The 21,799-nt window shown below is 34.5% G+C and carries 17 protein-coding genes; 7 read left to right on the top strand and 10 right to left on the bottom strand.

Translation table 11 applies throughout. The annotated features are described in order from the left end of the window. Window positions 1–84 precede the first annotated feature (84 nt). The 5 genes from P3875_RS02465 to P3875_RS02445 form a co-directional block, all read right to left on the bottom strand. Window positions 85–5,751, bottom strand: a complete 5,667-nt coding sequence (locus tag P3875_RS02465; RefSeq protein WP_303444666.1) for a GEVED domain-containing protein — start codon at window positions 5,749–5,751, stop codon at window positions 85–87. Between the two features lie 122 nt (window positions 5,752–5,873). Then, window positions 5,874–7,553 (bottom strand): DUF4139 domain-containing protein, encoded by a 1,680-nt coding sequence (locus tag P3875_RS02460; protein ID WP_303444665.1) that lies wholly within the window; start codon window positions 7,551–7,553, stop codon window positions 5,874–5,876. A 74-nt stretch (window positions 7,554–7,627) separates the two neighbouring features. Next, window positions 7,628–8,989, bottom strand: coding sequence for a DNA repair protein RadA (gene radA / locus P3875_RS02455; protein ID WP_303444664.1), 1,362 nt, complete (start codon window positions 8,987–8,989; stop codon window positions 7,628–7,630). A gap of 156 nt (window positions 8,990–9,145) precedes the next feature. After that, a complete protein-coding gene (locus P3875_RS02450) occupies window positions 9,146–9,799 on the bottom strand; it encodes a DUF6705 family protein (RefSeq protein ID WP_303444663.1) in 654 nt (217 codons plus the stop codon). 13 nt (window positions 9,800–9,812) lie between these two features. Continuing rightward, window positions 9,813–11,504 (bottom strand): hypothetical protein, encoded by a 1,692-nt coding sequence (locus tag P3875_RS02445; RefSeq protein WP_303444662.1) that lies wholly within the window; start codon window positions 11,502–11,504, stop codon window positions 9,813–9,815. A gap of 176 nt (window positions 11,505–11,680) precedes the next feature. Here P3875_RS02445 and P3875_RS02440 point away from each other — a divergent pair, with 176 nt between their 5' ends. Continuing rightward, the gene (locus P3875_RS02440) at window positions 11,681–12,025 is read left to right on the top strand and encodes a helix-turn-helix domain-containing protein (protein WP_303444661.1); all 345 of its coding nucleotides are present in this window, start codon (window positions 11,681–11,683) and stop codon (window positions 12,023–12,025) included. Window positions 12,026–12,094: 69 nt separating this feature from the next. On the opposite strand, the gene P3875_RS02435 is transcribed toward P3875_RS02440, so the two are convergent. The 5 genes from P3875_RS02435 to panC form a co-directional block, all read right to left on the bottom strand. Next, window positions 12,095–12,340, bottom strand: coding sequence for a type II toxin-antitoxin system RelE/ParE family toxin (locus P3875_RS02435; protein ID WP_303444660.1), 246 nt, complete (start codon window positions 12,338–12,340; stop codon window positions 12,095–12,097). A gap of 2 nt (window positions 12,341–12,342) precedes the next feature. Beyond that, window positions 12,343–12,561: a hypothetical protein gene (locus P3875_RS02430; protein WP_303444659.1), complete on the bottom strand. Its 219-nt coding sequence runs from the start codon at window positions 12,559–12,561 to the stop codon at window positions 12,343–12,345. 76 nt (window positions 12,562–12,637) lie between these two features. Continuing rightward, the gene (locus P3875_RS02425) at window positions 12,638–13,540 is read right to left on the bottom strand and encodes a lysylphosphatidylglycerol synthase transmembrane domain-containing protein (RefSeq protein ID WP_442930324.1); all 903 of its coding nucleotides are present in this window, start codon (window positions 13,538–13,540) and stop codon (window positions 12,638–12,640) included. 60 nt (window positions 13,541–13,600) lie between these two features. Further along, on the bottom strand, window positions 13,601–13,951 hold the full coding sequence (gene panD / locus P3875_RS02420) for an aspartate 1-decarboxylase (RefSeq protein ID WP_303444657.1): 351 nt from the start codon (window positions 13,949–13,951) through the stop codon (window positions 13,601–13,603). A gap of 19 nt (window positions 13,952–13,970) precedes the next feature. Next, on the bottom strand, window positions 13,971–14,819 hold the full coding sequence (gene panC, locus P3875_RS02415) for a pantoate--beta-alanine ligase (RefSeq protein WP_303444656.1): 849 nt from the start codon (window positions 14,817–14,819) through the stop codon (window positions 13,971–13,973). A 107-nt stretch (window positions 14,820–14,926) separates the two neighbouring features. Between panC and P3875_RS02410 the strand changes: the two genes are divergently transcribed. The 6 genes from P3875_RS02410 (at window position 14,927) to P3875_RS02385 (ending at window position 21,788) form a co-directional block, all read left to right on the top strand. Continuing rightward, window positions 14,927–15,730, top strand: a complete 804-nt coding sequence (locus tag P3875_RS02410) for a glycogen/starch synthase (protein WP_303444655.1) — start codon at window positions 14,927–14,929, stop codon at window positions 15,728–15,730. Between the two features lie 12 nt (window positions 15,731–15,742). Further along, entirely contained in the window at window positions 15,743–17,347 is a 1,605-nt protein-coding gene (locus P3875_RS02405) for a DUF4270 domain-containing protein (protein ID WP_303444654.1), read from the top strand. 2 nt (window positions 17,348–17,349) lie between these two features. Beyond that, the gene (gene glmS, locus P3875_RS02400) at window positions 17,350–19,197 is read left to right on the top strand and encodes a glutamine--fructose-6-phosphate transaminase (isomerizing) (RefSeq protein WP_303444653.1); all 1,848 of its coding nucleotides are present in this window, start codon (window positions 17,350–17,352) and stop codon (window positions 19,195–19,197) included. A gap of 264 nt (window positions 19,198–19,461) precedes the next feature. Beyond that, entirely contained in the window at window positions 19,462–20,973 is a 1,512-nt protein-coding gene (atpD, locus tag P3875_RS02395; RefSeq protein ID WP_303444652.1) for a F0F1 ATP synthase subunit beta, read from the top strand. Between the two features lie 69 nt (window positions 20,974–21,042). Next, on the top strand, window positions 21,043–21,324 hold the full coding sequence (locus P3875_RS02390; RefSeq protein ID WP_303444651.1) for a FoF1 ATP synthase subunit delta/epsilon: 282 nt from the start codon (window positions 21,043–21,045) through the stop codon (window positions 21,322–21,324). Window positions 21,325–21,341: 17 nt separating this feature from the next. After that, window positions 21,342–21,788 carry a DUF1801 domain-containing protein gene (locus P3875_RS02385; RefSeq protein WP_303444650.1) on the top strand — a complete coding sequence of 149 codons (447 nt, stop codon included), beginning with the start codon at window positions 21,342–21,344 and terminating at the stop codon, window positions 21,786–21,788. Window positions 21,789–21,799: the final 11 nt, after the last annotated feature.

Below are 21,799 nucleotides of genomic sequence, written 5' to 3'. Positions count from 1 at the left end.
AATACGAAACAACCAAATTTTTAACATTAACACAAAAAAAAAGGAGGGCTTAAAGCCCTCCTTTTAGGAAATATTAATGTTTGATTAGCGTTTAACTACTTTAATAAATTGTGAAGCTTTCGCTGTTTCAACCTTAACTAAGTACGTTCCTGCACTTAATCTTGAAAGATCAACTTTTACTTCGCTTGTATTAAATTCATTAGTAATTACTTTTTGACCGGTAATTGTAAACACTTCTACTTTTCTTATCTCTTCGTTGTAAGCAATGTTTAATTCGCTATCAACTGGGTTTGGATAATATTTAAGTTGTGTTAAATCTAATTCTTGGTTGCTTAAGCTAATGATTACTTTTACGGCTGTTGGAATACTACCACAATTGTTAGTTCCTTTTAAGATTCCGTAATAAGTAGTGTTATCTTGTAACAAGGTATTTGCTGGCAACTGATTTATTTGCATAAACGCATCATTATAAGTTGCAAACCACATTACATTAGGTTGATTCATTACTATATCAGAAACAGTTTTATTTGGAGTATTAAATGTTTGTGTTAATTGCCCTGTTGGACTATTAGGACGTGCATTTACTGTAACTGTTACAGGAGTTCTTCCAGAAATACATCCAGAATTTTGCTGTGCAATATAGTATGTACCTGATGTAATTACGAACGTATCTGCTAATGGTGTTGTTGTAGAATTATTAACATACCAAACGTAACTGTTTGTTGATCCGTTAAAATCTGCAATAGTTGTACCTTGACACGTTGAAATCGTTGTCATTGCAGGTGCAGAAACATTTACTACTTGTACTGGAACAGCCACACGAACCGATTCACAGTTACCAATGATTTGTTGTACATAGTATGTACCTGTTGAAACTTGTGTTGTACCTGGTAGTGGTGTCATTGAATTTAATGAGCTGTACCAATTTAATGTAGCTTGTGGATCTTTACCAACTACTAAATCATCTAATGTGATATTAGCACATGCTGTTTGTGCACTTGCTGCAGGTGCAGGCACTGGTGCCGCAACTGTTACTTGAATTGCTTTTCTTGCTGATTCACAAGTTCCAACTAAAGAACTTACATAATAAGTACCAGTCGTTAACAATAAGCTTGATGCTAATGGTGTAGCACTTGTTGCTGTAGCATACCATTTCAATTGTGTATAGTTAAATCCATCTACATTCATGTTTTGGATTCTTGTATTGCTACAAACACTTAATTGAGATGTTGCTAATGGCGCACCTTGGTTTAAGGTAATTGTTACTGGTGTACGTGTACTTTCACAAGTACCAACTGTTTGCGATGCATAATAAGTAGTTCCTGTTGTTAAAGCAGTTGTAGCTGGCAACATCATACCACCTGTTAATGCACTGTACCATTTAATATTGGCACCTGTAACAACTACATCTTGTAATGTAGCATTTTGACTGATACAGAATGTTTGGTTAGATGCAACTGGTGCATAAACAAACGTTGGCTCTGTAATAGTGAATGTTTTTGTTACTGTACAATTATTAGCATCAGTAACTGTTACATTGTATGTACCTTTTGCTAAACCTGAAACATTTGCGGTTGTTAACCCATTAGACCAAGAGTAGCTATATGGTGCAGAACCACCCATAACATTTAACATGATAGATCCATCGTTTTGACCAAAACATGTTATATTATTAACAGTAGGCATTGCATCTAGCATTGCTGGCTCTGTTATAGTTACAGCAGTAGTAGATTTACATCCTTTAGCATCAGTAATTTGAACACTATAATTACCTGCTGTTAAATTATAAGCGTTTGCAGTTGTCATACCATTAGACCATAGGAATGTGTAAGGTGCAGTACCACCAACTGGATCAACAGTAGCTGTACCATTACTTGCTCCGTTACATGACACATTATTTTGTGCACTAATTGTACCATTTAATACTGCTGGTTCTGTTATAGTATAAGTAGCTGTTAACACACTTGAATCTGCATCGGTTACTGTTAAAGTATATGCACCCGGTATTAAGTTACTTATCATTGGGGTATTACCACCTGCGTTACTCCAAGCATAATTGTATGGTGGTGTACCACCAGCAATTGTTACAGCAATATTACCATCGTTTGCACCATTACATGAAACATTGTTTTGTGTAACAGATAATATTTGATAAGGAATTGCTGGTTGTGCAATTGTTATTGATTGAGTTGTAGAACATCCATTTGCATCGGTTACTAATACGGTGTAAGTACCTGCTGTTAAATTATTAGCTGTATCAGTTGTACTTACCGCCGGTGTCCAAGCATATGTATAAGGAGCTGTACCACCTGTTACTGTTACAGTAGCTGAACCATCGTTACCACCGTAAGCAGTTACATCACTTTGGTTAACTGAAGTACCTAATACTGCTGGTTCAATAATAGTGAATGTTAATTTAACCGGACAGTTATTTGCATCTCTTACAGTTACATCATACGTACCTGCAGTTAATTTATTAATTGACGTTCCAATTTTTCCATTAGACCACAATACAGTGTAAGGCGCAACACCACCTGTAGGGTTAACACTTGCCATACCATCTACCATACCATTACATGAAATACTTGTAAAGTTTAAGTTTGGCAAAATCGCTGTTGGTTCTGTTATTACTACCGAAGTTTGTTTAGAAATACCTCTATTATCTGTAACTGTAACTGTATGTGCACCAGGTGTTAAATTAGTTGCTGTTGCAGTTGTTTGACCAGACGGAGTCCATGCGTACGTATAAGGTGGTTTTCCACCTTCAACTGCTACAGTAGCTGTACCAGAATTCGCACCATTACATAAAATATCTGTTTTAGTTGCATCTAATACAATTGGTGGTATATCTTCATAATAAATATCATCAATGTAGATATATGTTGTTCCTCCATTACGATCAAATGAAAATGCAAAATAATCATCGGTTGTATTAGGTAAATAAGCAATAAATTCTTGCCATGAATCTGTTAAAGCAAAACCTGTAGCTACTAACGTTTTAGTAGGTGTTCCTGTATTTGCGTTTAAGGTATAAACCTCTAACTTTTGTGTATTTATATAAGTTGTACTATTTACACGTGCAGAAAAACGTACACGCTTGTTGCCACCACCTAAATTTGCAGTTTCTGGCGAAACTAAAAGTAAATCACCCGTTGTGTTTGGACGGTATACATAAAAGCCTTGAGTTGCTGTTTTTACAGCAGATGTACTAGTATAACCATACCCTGAATTGGTATCTATATACGACCAACATAATGGTTGCGATGCATTTGTAGTACCACCTCCTGGTGTAAATTCAAATCCTTCAAAGAAGTTACCTGTTAAAACCGCACAAAGTGTTGCAAATTTAAACGGAACCGATGTCCAAACACCTGGTGTTGCGCCACATTTACTACGTACATACACTTCGTAATACATACCTGGTGCTAAACCAGTTACATTTGCTGTTACTGTATTTACATTGTTAACAGTTCCTGATTTTACAACTACGCCTGTTAAATCACGTACTTCCCATTCGTACCCTGTTACACCTGCAGCTAAAGATTTGTTCCAGCTAATGGTTGCTGATGTAGACGTTATAGTTGTAGCACTAATATTTCCTGGTGCTGCACATGGTGAAAGATTTTCGTAATAAACATCATCAATAAAAATATATTTAGCTAAGCCTTCTTGTTCAAAAGAAAACGCAAAATAATCATCAGTAGTTACTGGTAACGGCACTATGTATTCTTTCCAAGTTGCATCTGGTACATTAATAGTTGCAATTAAAGTTTTAGTTGAACTAGCTGTTTTACCGTTCATAGTGTAAATCTTTAATTCACCAGCATAAGAACCCGTAAAGTATCTTCTACTTGAGAAACGTATTTGCTTGGTACCATTACCTAAATCAACGGTTTCTGGCGAAACTAACATTAAATCACCATTATATGATGTACCTGACTGAGCTGGACGATATGTATAAAACCCTAAACCACCCGTCTGCCCAGCAACTGTTGCGGTATAGCCATATAGAGAAGTTGAAGTACCTGTTTTTAAATACGTCCAACAATTTGGAACCGTATTATTTGTAGTTGAACCTGCTGCAACCGCATTAAAATCTTCGTAAAAATTGTTTACCAACGCTACACAAAGTGTTGTAAACGTACTGTAAAAAGGAGACCAATCACCTTTAGTTGTACCACATACCGAACGTATATAAATTTTATACGTTGTACCTGGTTGCAAACCTGTAGCTTGTACCGATGTACCTGTAGTTGTACCAGTTGCCACCACATTATTCGCATTGTCACGTACTTCATACTCATAACCTGTAACACCTGCGCCAGTAGCTGCTGTCCATGTAAAATCTACGCTATTACCTGAAATTGTTGTTGTTTTTAAACCTACTGGGTACATACATGGTGATAAATCCTCGTAATACACATCATCAACATACATATAAGCTGTACCGTTTTGCGCATCAAAAGAAAAAGCAAAATAATCATCAGTTGTTACTGGTAAAGGCACAATAAATTCTTGCCAAGATGTTGTTAATGGTATATTATCTTCAACCAACGTTTTAGTTGCCGATGCCGTAGTACCATTCATTGTATAAATACCTATTTTTTGGGTAGGCATATAAGTTGTACTTGAAACTCTTGCCCAAAAACGCACTTGTTTGGTTCCGTTACCTAAATTATCGGTTGCTGGCGAAATTAATTTTAAGTCACCAGTTGCATTAGGACGGTACACATAAAAACCGTTAGCACTTCTACCAGCAGTTGTTGATGTATAGCCATATCCAGACATATTGTCTAAGTATGTCCAACAATTTGGCGGCGATGGATTAGTTGTATTTCCTGTTGGGGTAGAATCAAAACCTTCGTAAAAAGGACCTGTTGCGTTTGGTTGCAAAGCAGTAACCACATTAGATGTAGTAGTAACACCACTTGCTATACATGTTACTACAAAACGATAATCAGTATCTGCCGTTTGGTTAGTTACCGTAAAGTTAGGTGTAGTAGCACCTGATAAGTTTGTGAATGTATTAGCACCTGCTGGTGATTTCTCCCATTGATAAATCATACCCGATGCAACAGTTGCTCCAGGTGCAGTTAAATTTAATGGTTGACTAGCACACATACGTGTATTTACTGTAGCAGTACCCGCAACAGGCGTTCCTGAGCATGGTGGTAATGCTAATATATTTACACTGTAATCATGTGTTTCTCCGTAAGAGTAATTATTACACGGATCAACATTGGTAGTACTTGAACCATACACTAAACGCACACGCATTCTTTTAACACCCGTTGGAGCCGTTACAGGAATGGTAATGCTAGTTGTAGCAAATGATGGACTTTGAGACAAAGGAAAATCTGCCAACAACTTTTCAGAAGCGTCAAATGTACTGTTCCCGTCAAAATCAATCCAAATAGTAACTTTTTCTGATGTTGGCGAACCATACGTAGTATTTAAATCTACTTGGTAGGTTTGGCTTTGCATCAAATCTACAGCCGATAATGCTGTAGTATTATCTAAATAACCACCGTTACAACCGGTATTTAAATCACTTAAAACCGATGTTCCGTGCCCGGTAACAACAACGCTATTTAAATTATCACCACTATTACACCCACTTGTGTAAGATGGCGTACAATATTGCGCATTTCCCTTTAAAAAAGGCGAAAACGCAAAAAGCACTAATAAAACCAAGGACTGGGTGTTTAACCACCGAATTTTAAACCTTGATTGTTGCGTAATTTTTTTCATACTTTATAATATTTACAATTAGTAGTTTAAACGATAAACTTATAAAAAAAAAATTAATTATTATATGCAAATGGTATTTATTTTTAATTTTTAACAATATTATCTTAAAATTTAGGCATTAATTACAGCAATAAATTTTTGTCTTTTGCCGATTTTACTTGATATGCAAAACGTATTTTTTTGGTTTCGTTAGGTTTTAAATTTATTTCCCAAGTTAATTTGCCTTTTTCGGCATTGTGTTCTGCATTGCCTTTATCGGTAAGGGTAATCTCAATATCGGTATTGCTGCTAATAGGCACTTGGTCTTCAATTACAATACTCATATTTTCTTTTTTATTATTGCGGATTGAAATTTCGTACACAAAATCTTGCACCTTGCGCGACGATAATGTTTTAGTACCCGATTTATCGTTTATCAAAGTTCGTGTAACCGATATGTTTTGATCTTTACCTAAACTTAATCGCAAATCATCTTCGTTTGCATTAGCGTTTACATAGGTTTTCCCTACATACATATCTTCAAATACCACATTGGCTTCACCAGGTAAAATGTTGTAGTCGCCATAGTTTTTCACTTTAGCAATTAAATACGCGTTGGTATCTAATTTTGGAGTAGTAATATAACTGTAAGTAGCAGGTAATTGGGTATCTTTTAAAGCCACGCTGTGTTGCTTGCCGTTGCTTAAAATGGTGTACGGTATATCAATATCAAACGTAATATTTAATTGATTTTCGTTTACTTGGGTAAAATCATCCATTGTTGAAGTTCCCATTGCTGGTTGTCCACTTCCTGAAGCTATATTTAAACCAGGCACTTGTCCTTGTAAAGTTTGTATTGGACTTGCGTTTGGTCTACTCTCTACTGATTTACTAGTTGTTCTATAAGTATCTACAACAACTTCTTCCAACGCAGCTTCGTTTTGATACGCACGTGGATAATAATAATCTAAAAACCAAGGTTGTAGTTGGGGAGCAAACGTATTTTGGTTAGCAGGCCCACTTGTTAACGATAGCTTTACGTTTTTCCAATCAACACCTGTATTTTGCTGCACTTGTGCTTTGTACAACATTTGTATAGGTGCATTAATTTTATCAATTCGCATTTCATAGCTTGGCTGCCATGTTGCTTGGTTGGTAAGGTACGATATTTCTAAAGGAATGGTACCTGCCGTAGTACTCATTACATTTAAAACAAGCTTGCCTTGACTGGTTTTTTCGGTAGTGGTTTCCTTAAAAGTTAATTTGCCTTTTAGGATTTTAATTTCATCAACAAGTATTTTTTCTTGATTTTCTAATTTATTGATTGAATTTGAAAGTTCGTTGCGTTTGGTTTTGTAAAAGTCTAAAAGTTTAGTTAGTTCAACCACCGAAAAATTTTGCGCGCTGCCCATTGATTGATTTTTATCAAGCAATTCAACACTTTTACGTTCGGCAGTTAATTGGTTTTGCAGGGTTTTTAAGTCGGCTTCTTTCTTAACAATTTCGTCTTTTACGGGTTTAATTAAAGGCGAATCTTGGTTGTTATCGTACTCTTCCACATACGCATTTGTAAATTGAACCGACATTACCGTTACGTTTTTAGGCACCCCTATTTGCACCGTACTTTCGTTTAAATAATTTGCTACGTTGGTAATTACAATTTCCGATGTACCCGAAGGAATTTGTGCCGATGCCTTGTGTTTTAGTTCAGCTGCATTATTGTACACACGTGCCGATTGTATTTGCGCTTGTGTAAAAACAGGTTTTTGTGCGTTTGCTGTAATGCTAAAAACAATTGCTGCAGGAATTAGAATGTTTTTCATATAGAAGTTTATTATGTTTTAAATGTAACACAATAGCAACAATTATCCTGCCGTTTTTTAAAATTTATAACAAATTAAAACAACGCCCGCACCAATTCTTCAATTTTAGAAACCAAAACAACCTGGATATTATTTGATGAATAAGTGATTTTATTGTATTTAGATACAAATATTTTAGCAAAACCTAATTTTTCGGCTTCTTGTATGCGTTGGTCTACCCTATTTACCGGACGAATTTCTCCCGATAAACCTACTTCGCCCGCAAAACAAATATCTTTTGAAATGGCATCGTCTTCGTTTGAAGACAAAATAGCCGCAACCACCGCCAAATCAATAGCTGGATCATCAACCGTAATACCGCCAGTTATGTTTAAAAAAACATCTTTCATTCCCAAACGGAAACCGGCACGCTTCTCTAACACTGCCAAAAGCATATTCAAGCGTTTTAAGTTGTAACCTGTGGCGCTGCGTTGGGGTGTTCCGTAAACTGCTGTACTTACCAATGCTTGAATTTCAATCATCAACGGACGCATGCCTTCTATGGTTGATGCAATTGCGGTACCCGATAACTCTTCTTCTCTATTTGATAGTAAAATTTCAGACGGATTGGAAACTTCACGTAAACCCGCCCCTAACATTTCGTAAATTCCCAATTCGGCTGTAGACCCAAAACGGTTTTTTAAGGCACGAAGAATACGGTACACATGGTTGCGATCGCCTTCAAACTGCAGTACGGTATCCACCATGTGTTCTAAAATTTTAGGACCCGCAATGTTGCCATCTTTTGTGATATGACCAATTAAAATAACAGGTGTAGCGGTTTCTTTAGCGAACTTAATCAACTCGGCCGTAGTTTCTTTTATTTGAGAGATGCTTCCTGCCGAAGCCTCGATATAATCGGTATGTAAAGTTTGAATAGAATCGATAATTAACACATCGGGTTCAATTTCTTCCACCTGTTTAAAAATTTGTTGGGTGTTGGTTTCGGTTAAAATATAACACGAATTGTTGTTGGGATTAATGCGTTCGGCACGCATTTTTATTTGTTTCTGGCTTTCCTCGCCCGAAACATACAGCACTTTGTATGGCAATTTTAACGACAATTGCAATAGCAACGTACTTTTACCAATACCAGGTTCGCCACCTAAAAGAATCATGGAACCAGGAACAATGCCGCCGCCTAAAACTCGGTTTAATTCGTAATCTAACGTATTTAAACGAATCTCTTGTGCGCTGTCAATTTCGTTAATTAACAAAGGCTTTGCAGCACGTTTTGTACCTGCCGATGATTTGGTTTGCCACGCTACTTTTTCTTCTTTTTGAATTACTTCTTCAACAATAGTGTTCCATTGTTTACAAGCGGTGCATTGCCCCATCCATTTAGGATATTGCGTACCACAAGACGAACAGAAAAATGCGGTTTTTACTTTTGCCATTATAGCTTTTAGCTTTTAGCTATTAGCTTTTAGCAAACACCAAAGCAATAGCTTATTAAAAAAACGAAGTTACAAATTATTTGTTTTTTACAACGACGTTAGTTGGCGTTTTTGTTTAATGAAATAAGCAAAAAGCTCCAAAAATGGAGCTTTTAATTAAGGTATTTTAACAAAATCAAATGTACCAAAATCCATAAATAATGTTGTTTTATTAGGCATAGATTCCATATCACTGGTTTTTACAAATGCACTAGGGTTTATTTGATCTGAACGGAAATTTAAACGCAGTTTTGTTACACCATTATCTATATAAGTATGCATCAACATTCCTAAATTAGCATAAGCATAATTATCGTTATTTGGTTCAGAGTATGATAAGTATAAACGCTGATTTGGGTAGGTACACATATAACAATCATTAAAATTTTCTGCTCTTACTATTGAGAAAATGTTATAATCAACTGCATTAGGATAATTTTGGTTTAATGTGTTCCAATCGTTGTACAATATCACTCCATTTTTAATAACCCTTAAAGCACCAATTAATTCATCATATTGATACGTTTTATTTAGGTGTGTTACATTCTCTGTAAAAGTACGTTTTTCAAGCTTCAAAATATAGGTAGTGGTGCCATTCTGGTATTGCCAGGTACCTATAAACTGGTTAAAGTACCCTGTTACATCTTTATAATAATATCCGTTTTCACTAAACCCCATATCTCCTGGTGTATTAAACATATCTACAGTTGTAAATTGTGCAAAGCTGCTTAAGGTAAATAAACTGCACAGTATTAATATATATTTTTTCATGATTTCTCTATTTTTAATATCCTTGATTTTCTGTTACATTTCCATTTGCATCTAACCCTAACAATTTCCAACTGCCGTTAAATTGCCCGTTGTTGGCATCTAAACGGTAAAAGTTTAAAGGTAAGTTATTATCTTTCAGAACTCTCAACAATGCTTTTTCGTACATTTTAGCTTTTAATGCATCGGTAGCGGTTGATGGATTAATTTTACTGTATTCTTTTCTTAATTCTTTTCCTAAATCTTTCCACATTTTATCATTTGTTTTCCATGTAAAAAAAGGCGTGCCATATTTGCTATTAAAATTATCTTTAGTAGCATCGTTAGGAAACATAACCACATACAAACTTTCACTGGTCATTAAACCAACAAATAAGTCAGGAAGTTCTTTTTTATTTGTTGCATTATCTGCACTTAATAAAAATAATGCCCGCAAATCGGTATGCGAAAACATTGGATCTGCTTTTGTTGGTTGGTTATATTCATATATTGTTGTGTTTTTATTGGTATGGGTATGCAAAATACCTGTGTTAAACTTATTTTTTACCGCTGATTCAATATCTAATTGCCAATTTGAGCCATTATTTAAAGGTAATGGTGTTTGGTTTGCTAACGCTACGTATTTACCATTCTTTTTTACCTTAATAAAAGCATTACCATGTTCGCGTACGTCACTAGCTTTACTGTACAAATCTTGCAATGTAGGTAAATTATGTGTTACTATATCATTTAACACTTCAAGATTTTTATTATTTACCCCAATGTTAAAATCACTTATTAATTCACCAATTTCAATTACTCTGCCTGGATTTTTAATAGGGTTACTCCAAATTGGCGAGGAAGGATTAGTACCAGGAGTCCAACCTGTACCAGGAGCACCAACTGTGCCACCGACACCTGAACCGGGATTGCCGCCACCGCCAGTACCGCCACCATTTGAATTTCCGCAATCAGTAAAATCATAAATAACTGAGCCACTTTTAGGCATAGTAGCGGGATTGTCATTTACACATTTCTTACCATCTTTAACTTCACCTTTATATAACCCACAAACCTGACAAGGTTGAGGTGGATTAACGGTAACAACAACACAATCAGCAAATTGATAAAAAGTAGCTGAAGAATTACCATTAGTTTTAACCGAAGAAGTTGAGTTTACACCATGTGATATACTGTAGTTAATATTTTCATAAATATTTTCAATATCGTTTAAAGGCACAAAACCCAACACATTTAGTGTTAGTTCTGGTTGTGTAATAAACTGCTGAAACGGAATTTGGCTAAAATCATATCTAAGTAAAATTACATGGTAGTTAACATAATCTTTAGAAAAATACATTAAATTGTACATTTCTTGCGGTTCATCGGTTTCGGTTTGTTCACCAATTTCAACATAGTATGTAATTGCGTGCATTTGTGCCGATTCGTACACTTGTATGTGATCTAAATCTATATACACCCCATTTTCACCTTCTACAGAATTGGCTTTAATTAAACCTTCTGTTTTAAATTCTTTCTGCAAAATAGTATTCAGGCTTTTGTTACCTGCGTATTTTGCTTCTAACTCTGTTTGATTTAAAACAAAGCTTTTCCCTTTTAAAGCATCTGCATGCTGGTTTGTGTTTTCGCTATTTTCATACACATCATCGTGCCTACAACTTATAATTAGCAGCGAACAGCTAAATAAAAGCATCAACATTTTTTTCATATTTTTAATTTAAATATTTATAAATAAGTTAATTAACTTATTTATAAATGGTTAACAAAATCAAAAATAATGCATACCCAATTACAGCCTTATGCAAAAAAAAGATTATTATTGCCCTAATTTTGCATAATTGTTTTTTTACATTTGTAACAAATACAATAAATATACCAAAAAATATGAATACTATAATTGGCAAAAAATTACAAGCCCTGCGTAAAGAACGCGGTTTTTCGCAAGAACAAGTAGCCGATAAATTGCACATATCGCAATCGGCTTACGCACGTATAGAAAGTGGCGAAAGCCATTCGTGGGCAAGCCATATTTTAAAAATTTGCGAAACGTATGAAATTACTCCAGAAGAATTAGTAAGTAGCGAAAATATTGTAATTAACAACCACCAACAAGGCGGTGGTGGTTATATACAAATTAATCAACTATCCGAAAAATTAATACAACAATACGAAGAGCGTATTAAGGAAAAAGATTTAATTATTAAAGAATTAAGAAATAGGTTAGCTTAAATTTATTTTTACTACTACTTAAACACGTAATTTATTAGGATTTTGACGTGTATCAAAAACAGCAATGATTTAAATTTGGTTTAAGCTATGGTTAATTCTGTAATACAAAGTAGTTTGTTTGGTAACTACGCATTTAAAAAGATTTTCAAAAGATGTTGATTGTGGGCAACTTTGTGGCTGTTGTGCTATTTGGTTTATTTTGCTAGTTAGTTTATTTATAAAATCGTTTTTTGCTTTTAACCCCCAGTTTTCAAGCAAATACGTTGTAAGTTTTAAAAGTGTTTCTTCAGCAGATTTTGATAAAAAAACGTTCATTATTATGAAATTTTCTTCAAAAAACTATCAAGCGAAACCATATTTCCAGAATTTAGCTCGGCTATTCCATTTGTAATTTCTTGTTGTTCCTTTTCAGTTAATTCGTCCCAAAAATCACTTTTTTGATGCGCTATAAAATCGGCAAGTTTTTGCAAAAACGCTTCATTATTATTTTCTAAAATAATTTTAAGTAAAGCCAGTTTAGTTGCTTGAATATCCATGATTAAAATCTTTAAGTCAAATTTACAAAAAATAAATTAATCTGTTCAAATTTAACTGATTGTTAGATTTTTACAATTATTTTTCTTTATTCACAATGGGTAATAATAAAAACGACAAACCGCCTAAAACAATAACCAAAACGGTTTGTGTGGTCCATAAAATCCACCCAAAAGCTGTACCTGCAGTTAATGAAACTCCGTAAAGTCCTAAAATTTTAGCAATTAATAAAGGAAAAGCGCCAAAACCGCCATTTGTAAAACTTATGGTTAAACTACCTACCACAAAAGCAACCATGGTTACGCCAAGCGTTAGGGTACTTGTTGCTGGCAAAGCTTTAGTGCCAAAGTAAAAAGTAAGTACAAAACCCACCCAAATAAGTACGGTATGTAAAAGAAAAGGCACGCGGTTTGGCATTTTAAATATACTTAAAACACCTTCTACCAATCCGGCAATTTTATTTCGAATAAAAACAAAAAAACGCAAAGTTGATGTGTACAATAAATACAAACCTACAACACCTGCAATTGCAGCAACGCCTAAAAAAACAACTAATTGTTTCAGTGGAATTTGTTCAGAAAAAAACTGAATAAGCTGTTTGTATTGCAGCACTAAAGTAATGGTTACAAAAAGCAACAGGCAAACCAAATCAATAATACGCTCGGCAATTATGGTACCAAAACCTTTATCAAAAGGAATGTTGTTGTATTTTTGAAGTACAGCTGCACGTGATAATTCGCCCGAACGAGGAATGGTTAGATTTAGCAAATATCCTACCGAAATAGCCATAAAATTATTCCAAAACCCCGATTGATAGCCTAAATATTGCAAACTGTATTTCCAACGATATGCGCGTGAAGCGTGACTAATTTTCATAAAAATCAACGAAAGAAAAACGTAATAGTAATTTGCCGATGCAAAATAACTTTTCATTTCGGTGATTTGTGCTGGGGTAAATTGTTTATATGCGTAAACAACCAAAAAAACTCCCAACAAAAGTGGGAGTATTATATTAAGTATTTTTTTTAACGATTTCAAACGTTATTTTAAAGAATTATTTTCTTCGTTTGGAAAAATAACCCATGGTTTAAACGTTTTAGCATCTTCAAAAGGCATTAAGGCGTAAGCAATTACAATAATAATGTCGTCTTTCTGTACGCGGCGTGCAGCAGGACCATTTAAGGTAATTTCACCACTGTTGCGCGGCCCAGGAATTGCATAGGTTTCAAAACGTTCGCCGTTGTTTATGTTTACAATGGCCACTTTTTCACCCTCAATAATATTAGCGGCTTCCATTAAAGCAATATCAATTGTAATGCTGCCAATATAATTCAAATCGGCACCTGTTACTTTAACACGGTGGATTTTAGATTTTAAAACTTCTATTTGCATGGTGCAAAGTTATACATTTTTAATTTAATTCAATAGTATCAATTAACCTTACGCCTTCTAAATGAACCACAATAAAAGCGCGGTATTTGGTGTTTGGCTTTTTAAAAGCAATTGTTTTTAACGATTCTACTTCGGCAATTATAAAATATTCCAGTGTAAAATCAGGTTGACTCTCAAAGGTTTTTTTAACAAAAGCTTCGGCATCTTTAACATCTTTATCATTAAAAACAGTTTGTGCTTGGGTAAGTGTTTTATAAATTAAAGCAGCTTGTTCTTTGCCTTTTGTTGATAAACGTTCATTGCGCGAACTCATAGCCAACCCACTTGCTTCGCGAAAAATAGGGCAACCAACAATAACAATATCCATATTGCTTTTAGCAACCATTTTTCGAATAATTTGTAATTGCTGAAAATCCTTTTCTCCAAAATAAGCACGGTTAGGCTGCACAATTTCAAATAACTTCTTAACAATGGTACCTACGCCGTTAAAATGCCCAGGGCGGTTAGCTCCTTCCATTTCGTTATCAAGGCCGTCATAGTCAAAATTAGTAGCAACAGTATTTCCTTCATAAATATCGTCAACACTAGGAGCGTAAACCACAATTTGTTCCGATAATTCTTTTACAAGATCAACATCTCGATTTAAAGTACGCGGATATTTTTCTAAATCTTCGGCATTATTAAATTGTGTAGGATTTACAAAAATACTTAACACCGCTACATCGTTTTCGGCTAATGCTTGGTGTAATAACGACAAATGTCCGTTATGTAAAGCGCCCATTGTGGGTACAAAACCAATACTTTTCTTAGCAGCTTTTAACGGCTGTAAGTACTGTTTTAACTGGCTTTGTGTATAAAATACCATCATGGTTAAAAAAATTAAGTGCTTGCAAAATTAGTACATTACTTAACATCGTAACACATTTTTTTGTAATTTTGCTTTTTAAAAAGCATTTTAAATTTAATTAAAGAAGAATGAAAGATAAGAGGATATTATATGTATCATCTGAAGTAGTGCCTTATTTACCTGAAAATGAAGTTTCACAAGCTTCATTCGACACTCCAAAAATGATTAATGACTTAGGCGGGCAAATCCGTATTTTTATGCCAAGATACGGTAGCATCAATGAAAGAAGACATCAATTACATGAAGTGATTAGGCTTTCGGGAATGAATTTGGTGATTAATGACATGGATATGCCTTTAATTATTAAAGTTGCTTCGATACCAAAAGAACGCATTCAAGTTTATTTTATAGATAACGACGACTACTTTAAGCGAAAAGGAACATTTGGCGATGAAGCTGATTTACTGTATGAAGATAACGACGAACGTGCTATTTTCTTTGTAAAAGGTGTGGTTGAAACTATTAAAAAATTAAATTGGGTACCCGATGTAATCCACGTACAAGGTTGGATGGCTTCGTTATTACCCCTTTACATGAAAAAATACTATAACAACGAAAATATTTTTGCTGATACTAAAATCATCACTTCAATATTTGCGTCGGGTTTTAATGGTATTTTATCTAAAAACATGTTTGAAAAAGTAGCTTTTGATGAATTTGACCAAAACGATATCGATGCACTTAAAGATGCTACTTACGAAAATATAATGAAAAATGCCATTGACCATTCAGACGGCATTGTGATTTCTTCTGAAAACATTACCGAAGATTTAACAAATTATATACAAAGTTCAAATAAACCTTTCTTACCTTTCAACGCAAAAGAAAAAATGAAGGATTTTTATCCAGAATTCTATCTACAAAAGGTTTAATTAATACAATTTATGAAAATAAAATCGATAGCGCAATTTTTAGTGTTTTCTACACTAACTTTTACAGCAATCTCGTGCGAGCAAGACTTTACCGAAATGGGTGCCGAAGTAATAGACGGCGACCAATTTGGTTTTGAAAAATACCTTGTTCAAAACATTTCAACTACAAACAATGAAACCGGTGTTGCCAACACGCGTAACTTACCAGTAAACAGTTTAGGCGTTTACACACACAGCGCTTTTGGCAAAACTAAAGCTCATTTTGTAACGCAAATTGAAATGAAAAACAATACCGATTTAACATCATTTGGCAACAACCCTGTGTTAGATTCGGTTTACGTTTACATACCCTTTACAAGCACAGTTAGCGCTACCGATTCTGAAGGAAATCGCTCTTATAATGTATCAAACCTTTACGGAAACGGAAAATTTACTCTTAACGTATATGAAAACGGTTACTTTTTAAGAACCACCGATCCTAACAATAACTTTGATACACAGTTTTATTATGAAAATGATAAAAATTTATTCGATCAAAACAAAAAAGGATTAAACGGTACCAACCGCTTAAACAACGCTACTAGCACATCGCAAAACACCGAATTTACTTTTAATAAAAACGAAATAAAATTATACGCTTACAATGCCGATGGTACGTTACAACAAGAAAACGGCAAACCAAAAGTAAAAGAACGTAAAGCACCTGGTATTTGGCTTGATTTAGACAAAAACTATTTTCAGCAAAAATTCTTTGCAAACAACAAACACAAATCATTGTTAAACAACGGTCTTTTAAAAGAGTATTTCCGTGGGTTGTATTTTGAAGTTGAAGATACTTTTAACCAAAATGCTTTGGCCCAATTAAACCTTAGCAATGGTAAATTGGTTTTTGTTTACAAACAAGACGGCGCTATAGACAGTAATACCAACCAACCAAAACGCGAACGTAAAACCTATGAATTTAACATTGGTTATAACGACACGCAATCGGCTATGGCTACCGCAACAACCGTAAATTTACTAGAAAGTAATTTTGATTTCGACAACAATTCGGTAGGTAATATTTGGTTAAAAGGTGGCGCAAAAAGCACTTATGCAACGCTTTCGCTTTTTGGAAACGACAGCGATAACAGTGGTAAAGCCGATGAATTAGAAAACATAATTAACAAAAAATGGTTAGTAAATCAAGCGTTGTTAACATTATACGTTGATCATACAGCAATGGGCTTAGACACCATTGGAACACCTAAACAATTGTATTTATACGATTATAAAAACAACAAAGTAATTGCCGATTATTTAAGCGATGCTTCTACAACTGGCAAACCTATATTTGGTGGTTTTTTAAACAAAACAAACAAATCGGTACACAAATACCAATTCCGTTTAACCGATCACATTAATAATTTAATTACAAAAGATTCTACAAACGTGCCTTTAGGTTTAGTTGTTGCAAATGACATTAATTTAACTGCAATGAATCCACTTAAAGCAACAACAAAAAAAACACCCTTAACCGCTATAATGAATCCGTTTGGTACCATTATCCACGGACCTAACAGCACCAATAGCGACTTAAAAATGAAATTGGAAATTTATTACACTAAAGAAAATTAACTATGTGTGGAATTGTAGGTTATATAGGCACTAAAGATGCTTATCCAATTATAATAAAAGGTTTAAAACGCTTAGAATACCGTGGGTACGATAGTGCTGGAATTGCATTATTCAACGGCGAAAAATTCATTTCAAGCAAAACCAAAGGCAAAGTTTCTGATTTAGAACAAAAAGCCGAAGCTGAAAATACATTAAAAGGAAGCATGGGTATTGGCCACACACGTTGGGCTACTCATGGTGTTCCAAACGATGTAAATTCACACCCCCATTTTTCAAATTCGGGCGAATTAGTAATAATACACAATGGAATCATTGAAAATTACGAACCTTTAAAGCAAGAATTAATAAACCGTGGATATACTTTTAAATCTGATACCGATACCGAAGTATTGGTAAATCTTATAGAAGATATTCAAAAAAATAAGGGTTTAAAATTAGGAAAAGCTGTTCAAGTAGCTTTAAACCAAGTGGTAGGTGCATATGCTATCTGCGTAATGGATATTAAAAAACCAAACGAAATTGTAGCAGCACGTTTAGGCAGTCCGCTTGCAATTGGTATTGGCGAAGGCGAATATTTTGTTGCTTCAGATGCATCGCCTTTTATAGAATACACAAATAATGCTATTTATTTAGAAGATGAAGAAATGGCAATTATTCGTTTACACAAACCAATTAAAATTCGTAAAATAACTTCAGATAGCGAAGTAAGTCCGTATGTTCAAGAGTTACAATTAAACTTAGAACAAATTGAAAAAGGCGGCTACGATCACTTTATGTTGAAAGAAATTTACGAACAACCACAAGTTATTCGTGACACCTTCCGCGGACGATTGTTAAGCGATAAAGGCTTAATTAAAATGGCCGGAATTGAAGACAATCTTGTGAAATTCACAAATGCAAAACGCATCATAATTGTAGCTTGTGGTACATCATGGCATGCAGCACAAGTTGCAGAATACATGATTGAAGAATTTGCACGCATTCCTGTCGAAGTAGAATACGCTTCGGAATTTAGATACCGCAACCCAATCATAAACCAAGATGATGTAGTTATTGCCATATCACAATCAGGTGAAACAGCCGATACATTAGCTGCAATTAAATTAGCTAAAGAAAAAGGCGCATTTGTATTTGGTGTTTGCAACGTAGTAGGTTCGTCAATCTCACGTGAAACACATGCCGGTGCTTATACACACGCAGGTCCAGAAATTGGTGTGGCATCTACAAAAGCATTCACAACTCAAATTACTGTTTTGGCATTAATTGCTTTGCGTTTAGCTAAGGCAAAAGGAACTATATCACAACCAGAATATTTAAGAAATTTAATAGAATTAGAGTTAATTCCTGAAAAAGTTGAAGAAGCTTTAAAAGAAAACGATCGTATTTTAGAAATTGCACATATTTATAAAGATGCTGCCAATTGTTTATTCTTAGGTCGTGGATTTAATTTTCCGGTTGCTTTAGAAGGTGCTTTAAAATTAAAAGAAATTTCATACATACACGCAGAAGGTTATCCAGCTGCCGAAATGAAACACGGACCAATTACTTTAATTGATGAAAACATGCCGGTTATTGTAATTGCGCCACAGCAAAATCATTACGATAAGGTGGTGAGTAACATTCAGGAAATTAAAGCGCGTAGTGGAAAAATCATTGCATTGGTATCAAAAGGCGACCAACAAGTTCGCAATTTAGCAGATCATGTTATTGAAATGCCAAATTCAACCGAGGCTTTAACATCAATAATCGCAACCATTCCATTACAATTACTATCGTATCACGTAGCTGTTTTACGCGGCACCAACGTAGACCAACCACGAAATTTAGCCAAATCGGTTACGGTAGAATAAAAAAATTTGTTTTTTTAAAAAAACTTTATATATTTACATTATAAACGTTAGTTTTTATTCCCCCAGAATAGAATTAAAGTTTTTTCATAAGTGTTTTTTTTGGTTATTATTAAAGTGGGTATGTGCAAACAAACCCACTTTTTTATTGTTTAAAAAAATATGTTTTTAGATTGATAAATTATTCCAAAAAAAAACTATCTTTGCACATCGAAAAAAGTTGTTTTTTCGCAATTGATAATTAGCTGTTAAATAAATACATAAGCAATGTCTAAAGTTACAGGAAAAGTTGCACAAGTTATCGGACCAGTAGTTGACGTAGTATTTGATACTACTTCTGCTGCATTACCGAAAATTTACGATTCATTAGAAGTGATAAAAGCAGATGGATCAAAATTAGTTTTAGAAGTTCAATCGCACATTGGTGAGGATACCGTACGTACCATATCTATGGATTCTACAGATGGTTTAAGCCGTGGAACTGAGGTTATTGCCTTAGGTTCACCTATCCAAATGCCAATTGGTAAAGAAGTTTTCGGACGTTTATTCAACGTTGTAGGTGATCCTATCGACGGTTTAGAAGCGTTACCAAAAACTGGTGAAAACGGTTTACCAATTCACCGCCCTGCGCCAAAATTCGAAGATTTATCAACATCATCTGAAGTTTTATTTACAGGTATCAAAGTAATCGATTTAATTGAACCTTATGCAAAAGGTGGTAAAATTGGTTTATTTGGTGGTGCTGGTGTAGGTAAAACCGTATTAATTCAGGAGTTAATCAACAACATTGCAAAAGGACACGGAGGTTTATCTGTATTTGCTGGTGTTGGAGAGCGTACTCGTGAAGGAAACGATTTATTACGCGAGATGTTAGAATCAGGTATTATTAAATATGGTGATGATTTCATGCACTCTATGGAAAATGGAGGTTGGGATTTAACTAAAGTTGATAAAACTGGAATGATGGATTCTAAAGCAACTTTCGTATTTGGACAAATGAATGAACCACCTGGTGCACGTGCTCGTGTAGCTTTATCTGGTTTAACAATTGCTGAATATTTCCGTGATGGAGCTGGTGATGGTCAAGGTAAAGACGTTTTATTCTTCGTTGATAACATTTTCCGTTTTACACAAGCTGGTTCAGAGGTATCTGCATTATTAGGTCGTATGCCTTCTGCAGTAGGTTACCAACCAACTTTAGCTACAGAAATGGGTGCAATGCAAGAACGTATTACATCAACTAAAACAGGTTCTATTACATCGGTTCAAGCGGTTTATGTACCAGCGGATGACTTAACGGATCCGGCACCTGCTACAACTTTTGCCCACTTAGATGCAACAACCGTATTATCTCGTAAAATTTCTGAGTTAGGTATTTACCCTGCGGTAGATCCATTAGATTCTACTTCACGTATCTTAACTCCTGAAATCTTAGGTAAAGAACACTATGATTGTGCACAACGCGTTAAAGCAATCTTACAAAAATATAAAGAACTACAAGATATCATTGCTATTTTAGGTATGGAAGAATTATCTGAGGCTGATAAATTAGCAGTTCACCGTGCACGTCGTGTACAACGTTTCTTATCGCAACCTTTCCACGTAGCTGAACAGTTCACAGGTATTCCTGGGGTATTGGTTGACATTAAAGAAACAATTAAAGGTTTCAACATGATTATCGATGGTGAATTAGACCATTTACCAGAAGCTGCTTTTAACTTAAAAGGTTCAATTGAGGATGCAATTGAAGCTGGACAAAAAATGTTAGCTGAATCATAATAATTTTTTTTAGTGAAGTTATAGTGCAAGCCACTAAAAGCTAAAACTAAAAACTAAAAACTAAAAAATATGATTTTAGAAATTGTTTCGCCAGAAGCTACCCTTTTTAAAGGTGAAGTTACCGCAGTATCGGTACCTGGTATCAACGGTGAGTTTCAAATGCTAAATAACCACGCGCCTATTGTTTCTTTATTAATTGAAGGAAGAATTAAAATTGCGGGAACTAATTTACAATTTGAAGACCGATTTGAAGACCGATTTGAAAAGATAGACAATAACACATACTATTTGCCTATTAAATCGGGAACGCTAGAATTAAAAGATAACAAAATTAATATCTTAGCAAATTAATATAAAAACCAACTCAATTGAGTTGGTTTTTTAATTTACGAAAAATGGATGTTTCAAATCAAATAAATCGATATATAAACAGTTTATCCACAACTAAAGCTGCTGACATACTGACTTTGCATAATACTTTTTTAAATTGGTTACCAAACTGTAAATTATGGTTTTTTGATGGTAAAAACACTAATGGAAAAGTAATTGCAAACCCAAATATTGGCTACGGTATTCACCAAATAAAATACACGGACAATACCACAAAACCATTTTACAAAATTGGTTTAAGTGCAAATACAGGTGGTATATCCGTATATGTTTTTGGTACAGAAAGCAAAACGTATTTAGCAGATAAATACAGTACAACATTAGGTAAAGCAAAAATTACAGGCTATTGTATAAAATTTAAAAGCGTGAACGACATAAATCTAAGCGTTTTAAACGCAATTATACTTGATGCATACAAAAAGTAATAAATAAAAAA

The organism is Myroides sp. JBRI-B21084 (genome assembly GCF_030545015.1).
Lineage (GTDB): Bacteria > Bacteroidota > Bacteroidia > Flavobacteriales > Flavobacteriaceae > Flavobacterium.
The sequence above is the reverse complement of the archived record's forward strand: the minus strand, read 5'-3'. Positions and strand labels throughout refer to the sequence as shown.

Coding starts and splice junctions, on each gene's coding strand:
- P3875_RS02465 (WP_303444666.1), bottom strand. CDS start 5,751: ATGAAAAAAATTACGCAACAATCAAGGTTTAAAATTCGGTGGTTAAAC.
- radA (WP_303444664.1), bottom strand. CDS start 8,989: ATGGCAAAAGTAAAAACCGCATTTTTCTGTTCGTCTTGTGGTACGCAA.
- P3875_RS02445 (WP_303444662.1), bottom strand. CDS start 11,504: ATGAAAAAAATGTTGATGCTTTTATTTAGCTGTTCGCTGCTAATTATA.
- P3875_RS02440 (WP_303444661.1), top strand. CDS start 11,681: ATGAATACTATAATTGGCAAAAAATTACAAGCCCTGCGTAAAGAACGC.
- P3875_RS02410 (WP_303444655.1), top strand. CDS start 14,927: ATGAAAGATAAGAGGATATTATATGTATCATCTGAAGTAGTGCCTTAT.
- P3875_RS02460 (WP_303444665.1), bottom strand. CDS start 7,553: ATGAAAAACATTCTAATTCCTGCAGCAATTGTTTTTAGCATTACAGCA.
- panD (WP_303444657.1), bottom strand. CDS start 13,951: ATGCAAATAGAAGTTTTAAAATCTAAAATCCACCGTGTTAAAGTAACA.
- atpD (WP_303444652.1), top strand. CDS start 19,462: ATGTCTAAAGTTACAGGAAAAGTTGCACAAGTTATCGGACCAGTAGTT.
- P3875_RS02390 (WP_303444651.1), top strand. CDS start 21,043: ATGATTTTAGAAATTGTTTCGCCAGAAGCTACCCTTTTTAAAGGTGAA.
- P3875_RS02430 (WP_303444659.1), bottom strand. CDS start 12,561: ATGGATATTCAAGCAACTAAACTGGCTTTACTTAAAATTATTTTAGAA.
- panC (WP_303444656.1), bottom strand. CDS start 14,819: ATGATGGTATTTTATACACAAAGCCAGTTAAAACAGTACTTACAGCCG.
- P3875_RS02450 (WP_303444663.1), bottom strand. CDS start 9,799: ATGAAAAAATATATATTAATACTGTGCAGTTTATTTACCTTAAGCAGC.
- P3875_RS02435 (WP_303444660.1), bottom strand. CDS start 12,340: ATGAACGTTTTTTTATCAAAATCTGCTGAAGAAACACTTTTAAAACTT.
- P3875_RS02405 (WP_303444654.1), top strand. CDS start 15,743: ATGAAAATAAAATCGATAGCGCAATTTTTAGTGTTTTCTACACTAACT.
- glmS (WP_303444653.1), top strand. CDS start 17,350: ATGTGTGGAATTGTAGGTTATATAGGCACTAAAGATGCTTATCCAATT.